Source organism: Devosia sp. FKR38 (assembly GCF_005222805.1).
GTDB lineage: Bacteria > Pseudomonadota > Alphaproteobacteria > Rhizobiales > Devosiaceae > Devosia.
In genome coordinates, this window is record NZ_STGC01000005.1 from 1,621,550 (window position 1) to 1,636,137 (window position 14,588).

Annotated in this window: 16 protein-coding genes; 8 read left to right on the forward strand and 8 right to left on the reverse strand. The window is 63.7% G+C overall.

The genetic code is table 11. The annotated features are described in order from the left end of the window. Nucleotides 1-54: 54 nt before the first annotated feature. On the reverse strand, nt 55-609 hold the full coding sequence (locus E8M79_RS12805; protein WP_137152271.1) for a hypothetical protein: 555 nt from the start codon (nt 607-609) through the stop codon (nt 55-57). A gap of 216 nt (nt 610-825) precedes the next feature. Between E8M79_RS12805 and E8M79_RS12810 the strand changes: the two genes are divergently transcribed. The 6 genes from E8M79_RS12810 (at nt 826) to E8M79_RS12835 (ending at nt 5,893) form a co-directional block, all read left to right on the forward strand. Continuing rightward, a complete protein-coding gene (locus E8M79_RS12810) occupies nt 826-1,392 on the forward strand; it encodes a TetR/AcrR family transcriptional regulator (protein ID WP_248304985.1) in 567 nt (188 codons plus the stop codon). Nucleotides 1,393-2,303: 911 nt separating this feature from the next. Then, nucleotides 2,304-2,687: an MbcA/ParS/Xre antitoxin family protein gene (locus tag E8M79_RS12815; RefSeq protein ID WP_205747910.1), complete on the forward strand. Its 384-nt coding sequence runs from the start codon at nt 2,304-2,306 to the stop codon at nt 2,685-2,687. Beyond that, nucleotides 2,647-3,408: an RES family NAD+ phosphorylase gene (locus E8M79_RS12820; RefSeq protein ID WP_137152273.1), complete on the forward strand. Its 762-nt coding sequence runs from the start codon at nt 2,647-2,649 to the stop codon at nt 3,406-3,408. The genes E8M79_RS12815 and E8M79_RS12820 overlap by 41 nt, the downstream gene beginning before the upstream one ends. 145 nt (nt 3,409-3,553) lie before the next feature. Next, nucleotides 3,554-4,567 carry a VCBS repeat-containing protein gene (locus E8M79_RS12825; RefSeq protein WP_137152274.1) on the forward strand — a complete coding sequence of 338 codons (1,014 nt, stop codon included), beginning with the start codon at nt 3,554-3,556 and terminating at the stop codon, nt 4,565-4,567. A gap of 82 nt (nt 4,568-4,649) precedes the next feature. Then, the gene (locus tag E8M79_RS12830; protein WP_137152275.1) at nt 4,650-4,913 is read left to right on the forward strand and encodes a hypothetical protein; all 264 of its coding nucleotides are present in this window, start codon (nt 4,650-4,652) and stop codon (nt 4,911-4,913) included. Beyond that, nucleotides 4,913-5,893 carry a hypothetical protein gene (locus E8M79_RS12835; protein WP_137152276.1) on the forward strand — a complete coding sequence of 327 codons (981 nt, stop codon included), beginning with the start codon at nt 4,913-4,915 and terminating at the stop codon, nt 5,891-5,893. The genes E8M79_RS12830 and E8M79_RS12835 overlap by 1 nt, the downstream gene beginning before the upstream one ends. On the opposite strand, the gene E8M79_RS12840 is transcribed toward E8M79_RS12835, so the two are convergent. Genes E8M79_RS12840 through E8M79_RS12855 form a run of 4 tightly spaced genes read right to left on the reverse strand, consistent with a single transcriptional unit; the run spans nt 5,883 to nt 8,976 of the window. Beyond that, entirely contained in the window at nt 5,883-7,118 is a 1,236-nt protein-coding gene (locus E8M79_RS12840) for an oligosaccharide flippase family protein (protein ID WP_137152277.1), read from the reverse strand. The genes E8M79_RS12835 and E8M79_RS12840 overlap by 11 nt on opposite strands. Nucleotides 7,119-7,139: 21 nt before the next feature. Then, nucleotides 7,140-7,661 carry a hypothetical protein gene (locus E8M79_RS12845; protein ID WP_137152278.1) on the reverse strand — a complete coding sequence of 174 codons (522 nt, stop codon included), beginning with the start codon at nt 7,659-7,661 and terminating at the stop codon, nt 7,140-7,142. Continuing rightward, nucleotides 7,658-8,344 (reverse strand): haloacid dehalogenase-like hydrolase, encoded by a 687-nt coding sequence (locus tag E8M79_RS12850; RefSeq protein ID WP_137152279.1) that lies wholly within the window; start codon nt 8,342-8,344, stop codon nt 7,658-7,660. The genes E8M79_RS12845 and E8M79_RS12850 overlap by 4 nt, the downstream gene beginning before the upstream one ends. Further along, nucleotides 8,341-8,976: a phosphoribosyltransferase family protein gene (locus E8M79_RS12855; RefSeq protein WP_171015845.1), complete on the reverse strand. Its 636-nt coding sequence runs from the start codon at nt 8,974-8,976 to the stop codon at nt 8,341-8,343. The genes E8M79_RS12850 and E8M79_RS12855 overlap by 4 nt, the downstream gene beginning before the upstream one ends. A gap of 204 nt (nt 8,977-9,180) precedes the next feature. Between E8M79_RS12855 and E8M79_RS12860 the strand changes: the two genes are divergently transcribed. Both E8M79_RS12860 and E8M79_RS12865 read left to right on the forward strand, forming a co-directional pair. Further along, on the forward strand, nt 9,181-9,996 hold the full coding sequence (locus E8M79_RS12860; protein ID WP_171015846.1) for a glycosyltransferase: 816 nt from the start codon (nt 9,181-9,183) through the stop codon (nt 9,994-9,996). Further along, nucleotides 9,993-11,444, forward strand: a complete 1,452-nt coding sequence (locus E8M79_RS12865; protein WP_137152282.1) for an O-antigen ligase family protein — start codon at nt 9,993-9,995, stop codon at nt 11,442-11,444. The genes E8M79_RS12860 and E8M79_RS12865 overlap by 4 nt, the downstream gene beginning before the upstream one ends. Nucleotides 11,445-11,459: 15 nt before the next feature. On the opposite strand, the gene E8M79_RS12870 is transcribed toward E8M79_RS12865, so the two are convergent. From E8M79_RS12870 to E8M79_RS12880, 3 genes are all read right to left on the reverse strand, one after another. Then, nucleotides 11,460-12,434 (reverse strand): NAD(P)-dependent oxidoreductase, encoded by a 975-nt coding sequence (locus E8M79_RS12870; RefSeq protein ID WP_137152283.1) that lies wholly within the window; start codon nt 12,432-12,434, stop codon nt 11,460-11,462. Nucleotides 12,435-12,452: 18 nt separating this feature from the next. Beyond that, on the reverse strand, nt 12,453-13,400 hold the full coding sequence (locus E8M79_RS12875; protein ID WP_137152284.1) for a UDP-glucuronic acid decarboxylase family protein: 948 nt from the start codon (nt 13,398-13,400) through the stop codon (nt 12,453-12,455). Between the two features lie 149 nt (nt 13,401-13,549). Beyond that, a complete protein-coding gene (locus tag E8M79_RS12880) occupies nt 13,550-14,314 on the reverse strand; it encodes a sugar transferase (RefSeq protein ID WP_248304986.1) in 765 nt (254 codons plus the stop codon). Nucleotides 14,315-14,588: the final 274 nt, after the last annotated feature.

Consider the following 14,588-nt stretch of genomic DNA (forward strand, 5'->3'; position numbering starts at 1 on the left):
GCAGATCCTTTGTTTATCGGTGAAGGGACGAGGTTGTATTGGGTCGTGAGGCGGTCAGCGGCCTGACATGAGCAAGCCGAGGCCGAGGCGGAGTGCAGCACCGGTCAGCAACTGAAAGACGATTGCGCCCGACGCGCCAAAGGCCACCCAGCGCGGCGACAGATCGACGCCGATGCTGCGCGTGACCCACCATCCGAGTGGCCAGGCCAGGGCAACCACCACGGCCCACACGGCGGCAAGCGGACCGAGTGGGAGCAGCACGGCAGCCTGTGCGAGGGCGAGAACGCCCCCGGTGACAAGGCCCCGAAACAGCAAGCTGTTGTCGTTGACCGCGGTGCCGAGGCCGAGCGTGGCCGCGGCGAGGCCCAGGGCCAGCCCGATGGCGGTGGCTACGATCCAGACGGCCGTGAGCGGCAGGACAGTGCGCAGCACCCCGTATTGCGCTGCGCCCAGGATCAGACCAGCGAACGCGCCACCTAACAAGGCGCGGCCTACATCGGTGATCCCACCGGTCGCCCAGTTCGCCACAAGACCGGCAATGGGGAAGGCAAGGAAGACTACGGTCCATAGTCCATAAAAGCGAAGGTCAAGATTGGCGGAGGTCAGCATCGCGCATTTCCTAGTGTCACTGCGTGGTGACACATCGCATATCACCGGTCGGTGACATTTGGCAACTTCCTTTTTCGGGGCGTGTTTGACATGGACAATCAGCAGCCCCTGGCGTAAGTCACCACGCAGTGACGACAGGGAGGTTCAATGCCTGATAGCGACAACAAGACCGTTTCAGCGCCCCGAACCAAGGACCGGGATGGCACAGAGGCACTCTTGATTTCGGCTGCCACCGCCGTGCTGGCAGAAACTGGCTTCCAGGGGCTTGGGATCAATACGGTGGCGCGCCGCGCCGGTTGCGACAAGCAACTGATCTATCGCTATTTTGGGGGCCTGGACGGCTTGATCGAGGCCCTGGGCACCCGATTGTCGACCGACCTCGCTGATGCGCTTCCGCCGGTGGGGGAACCGGCGGCGAGCTATGCCGACCTCATGCAGCGCCTGGCGAGCGGCCTGATCGCGGTTCTGCGGTGCGACGCGCTGCTGCAAAGGATCATCGTCTGGGAACTGGCGGCGCCCTCCCCGCTCGTTGCCAAGCTCAATGCGGCGCGGTCTAGGGCCCTGACGACATGGATGGCGGCGCAACGCGGCGATCTGGCCCCGCCAACCGGCGTGGATGCGCCGGCGATGAACGCCATCATCATCGCGGCGGTCCAGCATCTGGTCGTCTCGGCACAGGCGAAGGGCGTCTTTGCCGGCCTCGCGCTCGAATCTGACGCAGACTGGGACCGCCTGGAAACCGCGATTGGCCACATGATCCAGCTGGTCTACGGCTCACGATAGTCCGTGCCCGTCCATGTCGCACGTCGCACGTCGCACGTCGGAACATTGCGCGGATTCTTCGCCGCCCAACCCGTTAATGCGGCGCCAGCCTGTCAGGGGGACGACCGCTTTCGAGACACGGTCGAGCCCGCGCCAACGGCCGGAATGGGGCGCGTTGCCGACGCCGCAGATTGTGGACATTCACTCGAGCTCGCCGAAGACCTGAACCACTGCATGCAAATGATGTTGCGCGATCGGACGCAAATGCTGTCACGCCGAGGTTGGGCCCGATGCAGCCATTGCCGGTCTTTGACCGAGCCGACCTGTGCCGTGGAGACGGTCGGCTCTGGGCAAACGGCGGAAGCATGCGAGGCTAGCCTCAGATTTTTGCGCGCCAGCAAGTCAACGCGCAGGCCGTGGCGTTCCAAGTCTCTCAGACGTCGACGGGTCCCGACAGGCTCGCTGTGGGTGAAGGTAAAGAACGTCATGCCGAACCACCGCAAACGCGGGCCGAGGGCCTTCCGTGGCAATTGATTGGTTTACAGTGGATACCGGAGACGCTTGCAAAACGGCCGACGATATAACCCTGCCCTGTAAACCAAAGGACAAAATCCCCCAATTTTCCTAAGGGTTTCGCGACTTTACCTCCTGATTTGTAATCAGGGGGTCGCGGGTTCGAACCCTGCTGCCGGCACCAGATTTCTCCCGACCATCACCCGTTCTGAAATCCTCACGCGTTGCGGTTCGACCTCGCCAATATGCGTCTGTCGGCCTGTTGGCGCGCAGCGTCTGCGGGCCGCGCGGCCCGTGCTGCAGCGAAACGTCGACCTGGCGCAGTCGCAACCCCAATCAAGCCTGCGGTCTTGCATTTCACCGCAGGGCAAACTACCTTTCTGAAGAAATTGAAACGTAGGAAACTTTCGGAGGGAACGATGGACCCGGCAGGACTGCCGATACATGAACAGCCCCAGATGGGCCCGGTGGTCACCAAGGCGGTGCTGCGGGCCGCTGATGCCATGGGCCTGACGGCCCGGCGGCTGTCTGCGGTCATCGGCGCCAGCGAACCGACGGTCTCGCGCATGAAAGCGGGCGGCTTTGTGCTGGCTCCCCAGAGCAAGCCCTATGAGCTCGCCGTGCTGCTGATCCGGCTGTTTCGCTCGCTCGATGCCATTGTGGGTGGCGACAGCCGCGTCATGCAGCAATGGCTGGCCAACCCCAATACCGCGCTGGGTGGCAAGCCCATCGACAAGCTCCAGACCATTGCCGGATTGACCGATGTCCTTGCCTATCTGGACGCCCGCCGCGCTCTCGTCTAGCGCCCGCCCCTATGCCGGCACCGCCTGGCGCCTGGTGGAGGCGCAGCACCGCGTCTCGACGCTGCGGCTGGTCGACAATCTGGCCGAGCAGCATCTGCTCGAGCAGATCCTCGACGAGAGCAAGCCCACCGTGCCGGCCGAATGCCAGGGGCTCGACTATCTGCTGGCCGCGCCCTTCCGCTATGGCGCCGCCTATCCCCATGGCTCGCGCTTCCGCCGGGCCGGCAAGACCCTGGGCGTGTTCTATGCCGCCGAAGCCGTCGAGACTGCAGTGGCCGAACTGGCCTTCTATCGCGTGCTGTTCTTTGCCGAATCCCCGGACACCGACCCGCCCAAGGGTGCGGCCGACTACACCGCCTTCTCGGTCGAGCTCGATACTGCGCTGGCGCTGGATCTGACCGCGCCGCCGCTTTCGGGCGACGCCGCCCTGTGGTCGGACCCCGTCGACTACGCCGCCTGCCAGAGCCTGGCCGACGCCGCGCGCAGCGCTTCGGTCAACATTCTGCGCTACCAATCCGTGCGCGATCCCGCCCGGGGCGCCAATCTGGCCGTGCTGAGCTGCAGCGCCTTCGCCCGGCCAGCCCCGCTGGCACGCCAGACTTGGAAGATCCGCCTCGGCCCAGGCCTTGTGCAGGCGCTCTGTGATTTCCCCCGGGCATCGCTCGAATTCGCCATTGCCGACTTCGCCGCCGATCCGCGGCTAGGGGGCGCAGTAGTCTGAGCTAACGCGCCGCATGGCATTGACCCGCACTCGCGCCTACTTCACGGCTGCATTGCGTCTACTGGGATTGTTACTGCGCTGCAGGCTCTGGTTGTTTGGATGCAAAAACCGTAACCTTGCGTTTACCATGCAATGGAGACGCGCTATGAAAGCCCATCAAGCTCTCGCCTTCGCCATTCTTCTGGCTGGGCCGACGGTCGGACCAGCCCTGGGGCAGTCCAGTTCACAGGCCGACCTGATCGCCGGCCTCGGCGGCATCAACGGGCCCGCCGGCTTTGAGCAAGCCAGCAGCGACATCAAGGCCGCCGGGGCCGCCCTGGGCACGCTGCTGCCGGATCTGGTGGCGGTCAATGCCAATCTCTATGTCTATCTGGTCCAGCAGGGTCTCGTGGACCAGGGCCTGCGCAGGGCCGGGCCCACGGGCCTGCTGACCGCCGACACCATCACCCAGATCAATGCGCTCTGCGCCAAGGGCGGCATTCAGACGCTGTGCAGCGCCGGCCCGCTGACCCCCGCTGCCGCAGGTCCGATCGGCCAGCTGCTCGATGGCGCGGCGCCCATCGCCACCGCCGCAATCACAGCACCAGCCGAGCCGGTCGGCAAGAGCAAGCCCGCCGCATCCACGCCTCCGGAGAGCCTGTCGGTTGCCGCCCTCCTGGGCGGTCCTGCAGCCGACCTCGACGGCGACGGCGCGCCCGACACGCTGCTGCGCGCCGGCGACTGGCTCTATCTCGCCAAGCCCGACGGCAGCACAGTCGATATCGGCTCGGTGGCCGGCATGAGCGTCGTCGGCCTGGGCGATGTGGATGGCGATGGCCTGGCCGATGTGGTGCTGCGCCGCGACGATTCCGCCTGGCTCTTCGCCCTCAGCCTCAAGGCCGGTGCGCTGGATCTGGGCAAGGCCGGCGACAGCCAGCCCCTGGCGGTCGGCAAGTTTGAGGGCAATGGCGCCGCCCAGGTGCTGCTGCAGCGGCCCAGCGGCTGGCTCTATGCCCTGGGCACCGGCAAGGCGCTGTCGCTGGGCGATTACAACGGCCTCAAGCTGGTGGCCGTGGAAGACCATGACAAGGACGGCATTGACGACCTGCTGCTCGAAACCGCCAGCGGCTGGCGCGCCTATCGCCTGAGCACGGCGCCCGGGACCCTCACCCCCGCCTGACCGATCCAGCCGGTGCCGTTTGTCCCCGGCGCCGACAGCGGCCTTATGCTCCTGGCCGACAGCCATCGACCAGGAGCCCATTATGCCAGACCGCTTTGCCGACCATGCCCCCGGCCTTGAATCACCCGCCGGCCACGGCTTTGCCATCACCCCCAGCGACACCATCGACCTGCCCGAAATCACCCGCGCGCTCTATGTCGGTGGCGCTGGCGCCATCACCCTGGTGCTGGCCTCGGGCGCGCCCCTGACCCTGGCCGGCGCCGCATCGGGCTCCATCCTGCCGCTGCGCGTCCGCCAGGTGCGGGCCAGCGCCACCACGGCCACCGGCCTGATCGGGCTGATCTGATGCTGCGCCTGGCCCTCTCCCCCGTCACGGGCAATCGCCCGGCTCCCTGGTGGCCGCCCGGCGCGCTCTATGCTGCCGACTTCCCGCTCGGCCGCTATATGCGCGCCGGCACGGGCGTGCCGGCCGCCGAGGCCATCAGCTTCTCCCGCGCCAGCAGCAAGCTGGCCCCGGACCTGGCCGGCAACTTCCTGATCTTTGCCCCCGACATGCCCGCCATCACCGATCGCGGCCTGCTGCTCGAGCCCGCACGCACCAATTCCATCCGCAACAGCGCGGGCATGGGTGCACTGGCCGGCACGCCGGGCACTCTGCCGACCAATTGGACGCGCTTTGTCGGCGGAGGGCTCACCGCCGGCGTCGGCAGCACCGGCAGCGAACGCGGCCTGCCCTATGTCGATCTCACCCTGGCCGGCACCAGCAGCTCGGCCAACGGCACGCAGATCTCGTTCGACAGCCCCACCGGCATCCCCGCCCTGGGCGGCCAGACCTGGACGCAATCGGTCTTTCTCAGCCTGCCCGCCGGCACGATGACCAATATCAACTTCGTCCGCATCAACCTGATCGAGATCGCCGCCGGCGGCAGCGCCCTGGGCACGCTCTATGGCACCAATATCCGCGATAGCCTTTCGGCCACCCCGCAGCGCTTCAGCGAAACCCAGACCCTGATCCAGCCCAGCACCGCCTATGTCCGCCCCGTCATCGAAATCGCCTATGGCAGTGCCGCCGCGATCACGCTGACGCTGCGGGTGGCAGGCGGCCAGATGGAACTCGGAAGCACCTTCACCTCCCCTATTGTGACGACGGGGACGATCGCGACGCGCGCCGATGACAGTCTTGTTCTGGCACATCCAGCGGCCAGCTTCGATGCCGCAGCTGTGCTCGACACTGGCAGCGTGGTCTCTCTACTCGGCCACATGCAGGCCACTCCTCTGCCGGTAGGCTGGCTCAATGGAGCGTGCATCCGCCTGCTTACGGGCTGACGGATGGCCGCGCAGCTCTAAACAGCATCCCTATGCCAACAAACAGAACAAGTATAACGAACCCTTCAGCGACCATGCGGGCAAGGACCATGCCCACACTGCCCCACATCGGAACCAGCAGGAGCGCTAGCGCCAAACCGCTGGCGCCGCCAAACATCACGGCACCTGCCACTATCCGGTCCCGGTGCAACGGGATCAACAGCAGATCGCCCATCGTCTCCTTGATGGCGACCAGAATGCAGACCCAGGACAGCAGCTTTGTGAGCTCAGCCGCGGGTGCCATGTCGTCCGCAAAAAGTAGACTGATGACGAAGTCACCCAAAACATAGACGCCCACTACGCCGCAGACCGCAACCACCAGCAAAGCACCGCCCCATTTGGCGGCCACACGCGCGGCAGCCTGAGGCGATTCCTTTGCCGCTCGCGCAATACTGGGCAGAAGCGTGAACGTGATCGGCTGCGACATCACAGTTATGGCGCCGATCAGCTTGCTGGCGACACCAAAATAGGCCGCATCCTGCGCTGTGGCCAACAACCCGACAATCCAGACCGACCCGAAGGTGAAACCGGAGCTGGAGGCCCGCACCAGAAACAATGGAAACCCGGCACTGACGGCCTCTATAACGGCGGCGCGTGACGGGCGATCAAGACCGCCGAGTTCTCGCCCCATCCAGCCCAAGCCTATGATCGTGGACAGAACTGGCCCGAGCGCAACGGCGAGCAAGGAAAGCTCCAAATGCTCCGGGCCCCGGACGAGCGATACAATGGCCATCAGGGATACCGCCTGCCCAATTACCTCCAGCGCAATTCCTGTTGCCGCCCGCCCGGTACCACGGAAATACCAGGCAGGGCTAAGCCCGGTGCCAATCGTGAACAACACCGCACTGGCTATTGGCCAGATCGAACCTGCAAAGATGCCGGTAAAAACGCCGCCCAGTGTCACAAGCAGCGCCGCAATGATGCTGGTGATGCCCTGCGCGCCAAGGACCTTGCTCGAAATTCGCTTGATCTGGCCCGGTTCGGTGGCCAACCCGATCTCGCGAGAAGCCGAGACGTGAAATCCATACTGCACGACCAGCGAACCAATCAGGCCCAGCGACTGCATGGTCAGCGCGATACCGAAGCCTTCCGCCCCGAGCGCATGCGATAGGGCCGGCAGCAGGGCCAGCGGAATCAGCGTGCGAAGCAGAAAGAACCCATAAGTCCGAACAACCGACCCAATCACTTCGGACCTCGATGCAAGTGCTCAGCCAACGGGACGGATTACCTTGGCAGGACTACCAGCCACCACCATGCCTGCAGGCACATCTTTCGCCACGTAAGAATTGGCGCCGATGACGGCCCTTCGTCCCACTGTGACCTTGCCGACAATGACAGCGCCCGGAAACACCTTCACATCGGACTCAATCTTCGGGTACTCGCCCTTGGAAAAATCTGCCGTACCAAACGTTACGTTCTGATAGATCTCGGCATTGTCGCCGATCAAGACACCCTGCCCGATCACAATCCCTACCGGGTGGGGCAACAGAAGCCCTTCTCCACAGCGGGATGTGGGGCTCAAATGGCAACCGAATGCGGAGATATTGGCGCGCCATATCAGAATTGAAAGCACCTTGCCCACCGGTCCCCAGCGCCGCGTGGCACAGGACATGCGGTAGAGCAGAACGGCACAAAACCCAGGGCTGGTGATCAGGGCAATTAGGAAGCCCAACACCCCGGACTTTCCTGAATTGCGATGGAGATCAAGCCATATGCCCCTCTTGCTCATGCCACCGCCCCCGGAGTGAGAAGCCCATTTACCCCCACCCGTTCCGCTGCCGCCAGGCCGATGACGCGGGAGGGGCTGGCGGACTGGATGGCGGGGAGCTGGTCGGTCGGGCCGCACCAGATGGTCAGGCCAGATTGGGCGATCAAGGGCAGATCGTCGCGATGGTCGGTGAAAGCCATGGTCTCGGCAGCTGCAATGCCCAGGTGCGCGCTATAGGCCAGGCAGGCCTCGGCCTTGTGCGGCCCAAGCAGCTCGTGCCAGCCCGGTCCGACGGTTGCGGCGGTGGCCAGGCAATCGTCAAAGCCCTGCGCCTTGGCAAAGGCATGGGCATAATTGCCCGGCGCGGCGGTAGCCAGCACGGTGCGTGCGCCCCTGGCGCGCAGCTGGGTGACCAGATTGCGGACCGGGGCGGCGATGTCGCTCGCCAGCGCCTGGGCATAGGCAGTGGCTGCGGCGGCCTGGCGCGCCTCCGGCCGCCGCGCCACCTGGGCCAGCACGCCAGCCTTGAGCCGGGCATGGGAAATCACCCGTGCGGCACGCAGTCCACCAAGCAGCAGCACCGCGGCGCGGCCTGGTGGCGACAGCGGCGTCTCGGGCGAAAACGCCAGATATTTCAGCCAGCGATGAAAGGAATTGGCGCGGACATAGGTGCCATCGAGATCAACAAAGACCAGCCGGGTCATCCCTTGAAGTCCTTGGACCAGAAAAAGCGGATATTGACCCCTTCCATCAGCGCATAATCAGCCCGCGCCTGCGGATTGACCCCGCTGATGGTCAGCGCGGCGGTGCGCACATCGCACATGGGCCCGAAGCGGCGACGAGCGCTGGCGGCGACAAACTCAATGGAGGTGCCAGTATCGACCGCGTCGTCGACCACGATGATACGCTGCGGCGCGGCTTCGAGCACCGGCCAGATCAGGCCATCGTCCGCTGGCAGCACAATGGGATCGCGGGCAAAGTCGCGCTCCTGGTAGCGCGACCAATGCTCGACCCGGCGGAAAAATGTGGTCACCACATCGGGCGACCGCTGCACCAGCTGTTTGAAGCCGGAGCTCTGTTCCTTGAGCTGGGTTGCCGCTCGCTGCTTGGTGACGACGACGAATTCGGCGCCGGGAAACACCGTGCTGAACGGCCGGGCAATCGGAATGCCGCCATTGGCAATGGCCACGATATGAGTGGGCGAAAAGCCACTGTCGGCCACCTGCTGGGCCAGCGTCCGGCTGCTGGCGACAACGCCCGCCTCATCCAGGGTGGTGACCCTGGGGACGCCGCCGATAATGCCCAGGAGCGCCTTGCCGAGATACGCCGGTTTCACACGAAGCCTCCACTCTTGACCCGACCCTACCACGGTCCGGGGTTTGGGGCGCAATGCCAGTCAACGCATAGCAGCCGCGCGCCCTGAACTATCGTCAAGCTGTCCTGCTTAAACCACAGTTTCATCACTTGCGGACAAATTGGCCGCACGCCTAGTGTTCACTCCGCCTGTCACCAGAATTTGCTGCCCAATATGAGCAATCCCATGACCGACCTGCCTGCGCGGACCGCCGATATTGCCCTGTTGATCCCGGTATTCAAGGATCAGGCTGGATTGGACAGAACATTGCATAGTCTTGGCGGTCAAGGCATTGCCTTTGACATCGTTATCGTCGACGACGGCAGCCCCACGCCCATCACCGCGCCGGCCGCAGCCCACGGTCAGTCCATCGTGCTGCTGCCTATGCCGGCCAATGGCGGGATTACCAAGGCGCTCAACTTCGGCCTCGCCCATATCCGCGCCCAGGGCTACGCCTTCACCGCCCGGCTCGATGCCGGTGACACGCTGCATCCGGGCCGACTTCTCGCCCAATTCGAGGCCTTCCGGGACAATCCGGGCCTGCAGCTGTGCGGCTGCTTTGTACGCTACGTCAATCCGGACGGCACCGAGGTCGGCATCGCCAAAGTGCCGCTGGAAAGCGCCGAGATCCGCGACGCCATCCACTATCGCACGGCCTTTTTTCACCCCACGGTCATGTTCCGCACCGCAGTGTTCGACAGTGTCGGCGTCTATGACGAGAGCTTTCGCCAGGCGCAGGACTATGAGCTGTTCATGCGCATCGTGAAGCGCTTCGAGACGCGCAACCTGCCTGTGGCCTATGTCGACTACGAACTGGCAGAGGACGCCATTTCCACCCGTCAGGCCCGCAAGCAGGCCAAGAATATTGTACGGGCTTGCCTGATGAACTTCCGTCCCCTCTACTGGGGCAGCTATTTCGGCGTGCTGCGCCGGCTGCCAAATCTCGTGCTGGAGAGGCGACACACCATGAAGCTGAAAAGCCTGTTGCGGATCGTGCGGTGACCCTGGGCGCCCTGGACAGCACCAGCACGACGCACCCTGCCCTGCGCAGCGGCTGGACCGCCCAACAGGTGCAGGCGCTGCTGCTGGCGCTGATCTTCTTCTGCCTGCCCTTCAACGGCATCAACGGCCCACCGCTGCTGCGCGAGCTGAGTGTCGAAGCCTCGATCTATCCGATGTTCGGCTTTCTGCTGGCGACCCTGGGCCTAGTGGTTTCGCGCCTGCTCAGCGACATGCGCGTGCTGTTGTTGCTGCTCGCCGTGCCGATGCTGCTGCTGGTCAACTATATCCTGGCCTATGACGATATTTCCGTTGCCATGCTCGGCGACATCAGCGGCCCGGCCAAGTTCGTCAATTCCATCCTGGTCTTCCTGCTCTACGTCTATTTCGCCTTCGCCGTCTTCGCCTTCCTGCGCACGGTCACCTTGCAGCAGATCGCCCAGTTCGTGCGCCGCGTGGTGCATCCGCTGGTGGTGTTCCTGGTGATCATCTGGATCGTCGAGGTGGTGTCCTGGTACGTCGATCCGCTGCGCGAGCTCATCACCCCCATCAAGCGCTTCGTGTCCACCGGTCCCTATTTCGCCAAGGGCCGGCTGTCAGGCGTCTCCTTTGAGCCCTCGTTCAATTCGATCGTCATGGTCGGCCTGCTGCCGGCGCTGTGGTTCGGCGCGCTCTATCGCGGCAATAGCATCGGCGAGCGGCAGCGCTATGCCCTGTTCGGCCTGCTGTTCATCATCTTCGGCACCATGTCGGATTCACGCACCGCCTATCTGATCATGCTGGCGCAGCTGGTGCTGCTGATCGGCCTGTATCTGTTTGGCTCCCGCCTGGCCCGCATGATCAGTCTGATCGTGATCCTGCCAGTGACCATCATCATCGCGCCGCCGCTGTTTCTCTATGTCCTGGGGGGCGACCTCTCGGGCCTCGCCGGCTCGGCCAACCGCATCTCCGACATTACCCGGCTGACCGCGGTCAACGCTGCCATCGACATGTGGACGCGCCATCCCTATGGCGGCGTCGGCTTTGGCCAATATGGCTTCTATTATCGCTCGGCGGTGAACTACGTCAGCACGCTGAGCTGGGAGGTCAACGCCTTCCTTGGCGAAGCCAGAGCCGACGAGTTCCCGCCAAGCTACAGCCTCTACTGGCGCGTGCTGGCCGAGACCGGCATCATCGGTTTCACCGCCTTCTATGGCGTGATGTGGGCCTTCTTCGCCGGCCTCGCCCGGGCCGCAGGCATCCGCCGGCTGACACGCAACGAGAGCAATCTGATCCTGGCCACCGCAATCGGCCTGGCCGGTGCGCTGCTGATCGGCGTATCCTTTGACAGCTATCGCACGCCCTTTATCTGGATCTATGCCGGCATGGCCGCCGCCGTGCCCACCATCATCCGCCGCGAAGTACGCCGCCGCACCGCCGAGGCGCAGGCCGCAGCAGACAGCCAGGTCTAGAACTAGGCGGACGCGTCAGACGAAGCGGCCACCGGGCGACTGCGCCTGCCATTCGGCCAAGGCCGAGCGGAGATCGGTCTCGAACTCAAAGCCATGGTCCACCAGCCAGCGCGGCACGATGTTCGTGCTCTCATAGAGCTTGCGGATACGGTCACGGTGGACGGGATTGCGCAGCCCCACTGCATTGGCCACCTCAAAGGGAATGGCGGCCATGTTCAGCAACGGCAGTGGCACGGTCGCGCGGGCCGGTGCGAAGTTGGCAACAGCGCGAAACGCATCCACGACGTCGGCAATCGTATAGGACTTGGGATAGGCGAAATTATAGACGACCTCGCGCTGCCCGCTGTCGAGCGCGAACAGGAAGCTGCGCACGAGATCGCCGACATAGCCCGAGCTCTTGATCGTGTCGCGGCGCCCCACGAAGACGAACATCCCGCGCTCCAAGAGGCGCGCCAGGCGGGTGAAATTGCCGTCGTCCCGATAGCCGAAAATCACCGCCGGGCGGCAGGTGACCAGCCGCCGGCGCGGGTCGCGGGCTAGCCAGCCAGCGTTGAGCGCTTCGCCGATCCGTTTGGAATGACCATAGGGATTGACGGGCCGCAGCGGGCTGGACTCCACCTTGGGGTCCTCCCCCGGGCCATAGACCGACATGGTGCTGGTAAAGACCATTTCGAGAGCGCCGATGCGCTCCGCGAAGTCGATGGCCCGCTGCACCGAGACCACATTGGTCTCGTAATAGTCCTGGAACGGATGGCCGGGAAAATTGCGCAGCGCCACCAGATTGTAGAGGGTGGCGCCGGCATTGCCGAAGCCATCCGGGATCGGATCGCGCAGGTCAGCCAGGTGATATTCCACCCCGTCGAGCCGCTCGCGCGGCTCAGCAATATCGAGCGAAACGATGCGGCCATGCCGGCCGTTGCCAGCAAGCAGCCGGAGCAGGTGCGAGCCGATAAAGCCGCTCCCACCTAGTACAACCGCCGTATTGCTCATTGGCCCCGCTCGCTCTGATCAGGCCGACTTGGCCAGCAACTGGTCGAAGTAATCGATGGTCAGGCGCAGACCCTCGCGCAATTGCACGGTGGGCTCCCAGTCGAGCACCTTGCGGGCGCGCGTGATGTCCGGGCGGCGCTGTTTGGGGTCATCAACCGGCAGGTCGCGATAGACCACCTTGGAGCCGGAGTTGACAATCTCTACCACCAAATCGGCCAGTTGCTTGATAGTGAACTCATTGGGATTGCCGGTATTGATCGGGCCAGTGACCGAGGGATCGGTTCCCATCATGCGGGTCATGGCATCGACCAGGTCGGATACATAGCAGAACGAACGGGTCTGGCTGCCGTCGCCATAAATGGTGATGTCTTCGCCGCGCAGCGCCTGAACTACAAAATTGGACACCACGCGCCCGTCAGCCGGATGCATATTGGGTCCATAGGTGTTGAAGATGCGGATCACCTTGATCTGCAGCTTGTGCTGGCGGTGATAGTCAAAGAACAGCGTCTCGGCGCAGCGCTTGCCTTCGTCATAGCAGGAGCGCGGCCCGATCGTGTTGACATGGCCCCAATAGGATTCCTCCTGCGGATGCACTTCGGGATCGCCATAGACCTCCGAGGTCGAAGCCTGCAGGATCGGCACGCGCAGCCGCTTGGCCAGGCCCAGCATGTTGATGGCGCCCATCACGCTGGTCTTGGTCGTCTGCACCGGATCGAACTGGTAGTGCACCGGCGACGCCGGACAGGCCAGATTGTAGATCTGGTCGACTTCGACATAGAGCGGAAAAGTCACGTCGTGACGCAGCAGTTCGAAGCGACGATCATCCAGCAAGTCGATGATGTTGTCGCGTGAGCCGGTGAAGAAATTGTCGACGCAGAGCACCTCATGGCCCTCTGCCAGCAGGCGCCGGCTGAGGTGGGATCCAATGAACCCTGCTCCGCCAGTAATCAGAACGCGCTTACCCATTAAACTTACCTTCCAAGCGCAGACCTACAGGCTCCGCAGGCTGCACCTGCCAAGACAAGGGTGCGCATACCGCACAAATGCGCGGCAAGTTAGTCAAACCGCCGCCGCTCAGCCATATCCGAAAGGCGCGCTGATTTCCATATGACGGACTAGAAGCCAGAGCCGCCGACGAACTCGCGCCACAGCGTCGCCACGATGATCTTGATATCAAGCTGGATGGAGAAGTTCTGAATATAGGCCAAGTCGTGATTGATACGGGCCACAGCCACCTCGGCGCGATCAGTGGGACCGCGCAGACCATTGACCTGGGCCCAGCCCGACAGGCCCGGACGCATCTCCCAGCGCTTGGCGTAGTAGGGCACCAGTTGCTGGTAGTCCATGCCGCCGGCCAGCATGCGCACCGGATGTGGGCGCGGGCCGATGATCGACATATGTCCGAGCAGGATATTGATCAGCTGTGGCAGCTCGTCGATGGAGGTCCGGCGCAGAAAGGCGCCGATGCGCGTGATGCGCTGGTCGTTCTTGACAGTCTGCTGCAGACCCGAACGGTCACCCATGTGATTGTACATTGTGCGGAACTTGAGCATCGGGAACAGCGCCCCATGCAGGCCTGGCCGCTGCTGCACGAAAAGCACCGGTCCTGGGCTGGTGACCTTGATCGCAATCGCCACCAGAACCAGCAGCGGCAGCAGCGCAACCAGGGCCAAGGCGGACAGCACGACATCGAGGACCCGCTTGACCGCCAGCGACAAGGGCCTGACCGGCGCATTGCCATCCACCGAGAAGGTCAGACCGCCGGCAACAGATCGCGCGACCGGCGCCGTATAGTAGGGACTCGCTTCAGTATTCACCAGACCGGATTGTTCCGAGGTGATCTTGTAGGAAGCGTTACTCTCAGCCAGCTGCAGGTCCATGCCGTCCTCACAGATCCAACTTAACTATTCATTAACACTGCCATAATGCATTGCGGGTGTCATCCGCCCAATATTGACCAAGTGGTCCGATGGTTAGGCGGAAAGGTAAATGGAGCGATCGGCACTCCCCTGCAAATGCCCGATATCTCAGGAATTCCCGTAATATCATGCCAGTCACGCAAGCACCCTGCGCACAGGTAGTCTGCAGTTCGTGCATGCGTAGATTGCCTCTGAAACAAAATGGGGTCCGCATGGAATGCGGACCCCGGCGCAG

What these genes read in the sequence shown, in the direction of transcription:
- E8M79_RS12820 (WP_137152273.1), top strand. Translation starts at nt 2,647, where the DNA reads ATGTCCTTGCCTATCTGGACGCCCGCCGCGCTCTCGTCTAGCGCCCGC.
- E8M79_RS12875 (WP_137152284.1), bottom strand. Translation starts at nt 13,400, where the DNA reads ATGGGTAAGCGCGTTCTGATTACTGGCGGAGCAGGGTTCATTGGATCC.
- E8M79_RS12845 (WP_137152278.1), bottom strand. Translation starts at nt 7,661, where the DNA reads ATGAGCAAGAGGGGCATATGGCTTGATCTCCATCGCAATTCAGGAAAG.
- E8M79_RS12825 (WP_137152274.1), top strand. Translation starts at nt 3,554, where the DNA reads ATGAAAGCCCATCAAGCTCTCGCCTTCGCCATTCTTCTGGCTGGGCCG.
- E8M79_RS12860 (WP_171015846.1), top strand. Translation starts at nt 9,181, where the DNA reads ATGACCGACCTGCCTGCGCGGACCGCCGATATTGCCCTGTTGATCCCG.
- E8M79_RS12870 (WP_137152283.1), bottom strand. Translation starts at nt 12,434, where the DNA reads ATGAGCAATACGGCGGTTGTACTAGGTGGGAGCGGCTTTATCGGCTCG.
- E8M79_RS12850 (WP_137152279.1), bottom strand. Translation starts at nt 8,344, where the DNA reads ATGACCCGGCTGGTCTTTGTTGATCTCGATGGCACCTATGTCCGCGCC.
- E8M79_RS12835 (WP_137152276.1), top strand. Translation starts at nt 4,913, where the DNA reads ATGCTGCGCCTGGCCCTCTCCCCCGTCACGGGCAATCGCCCGGCTCCC.
- E8M79_RS12815 (WP_205747910.1), top strand. Translation starts at nt 2,304, where the DNA reads ATGGACCCGGCAGGACTGCCGATACATGAACAGCCCCAGATGGGCCCG.
- E8M79_RS12880 (WP_248304986.1), bottom strand. Translation starts at nt 14,314, where the DNA reads ATGGACCTGCAGCTGGCTGAGAGTAACGCTTCCTACAAGATCACCTCG.
- E8M79_RS12805 (WP_137152271.1), bottom strand. Translation starts at nt 609, where the DNA reads ATGCTGACCTCCGCCAATCTTGACCTTCGCTTTTATGGACTATGGACC.
- E8M79_RS12830 (WP_137152275.1), top strand. Translation starts at nt 4,650, where the DNA reads ATGCCAGACCGCTTTGCCGACCATGCCCCCGGCCTTGAATCACCCGCC.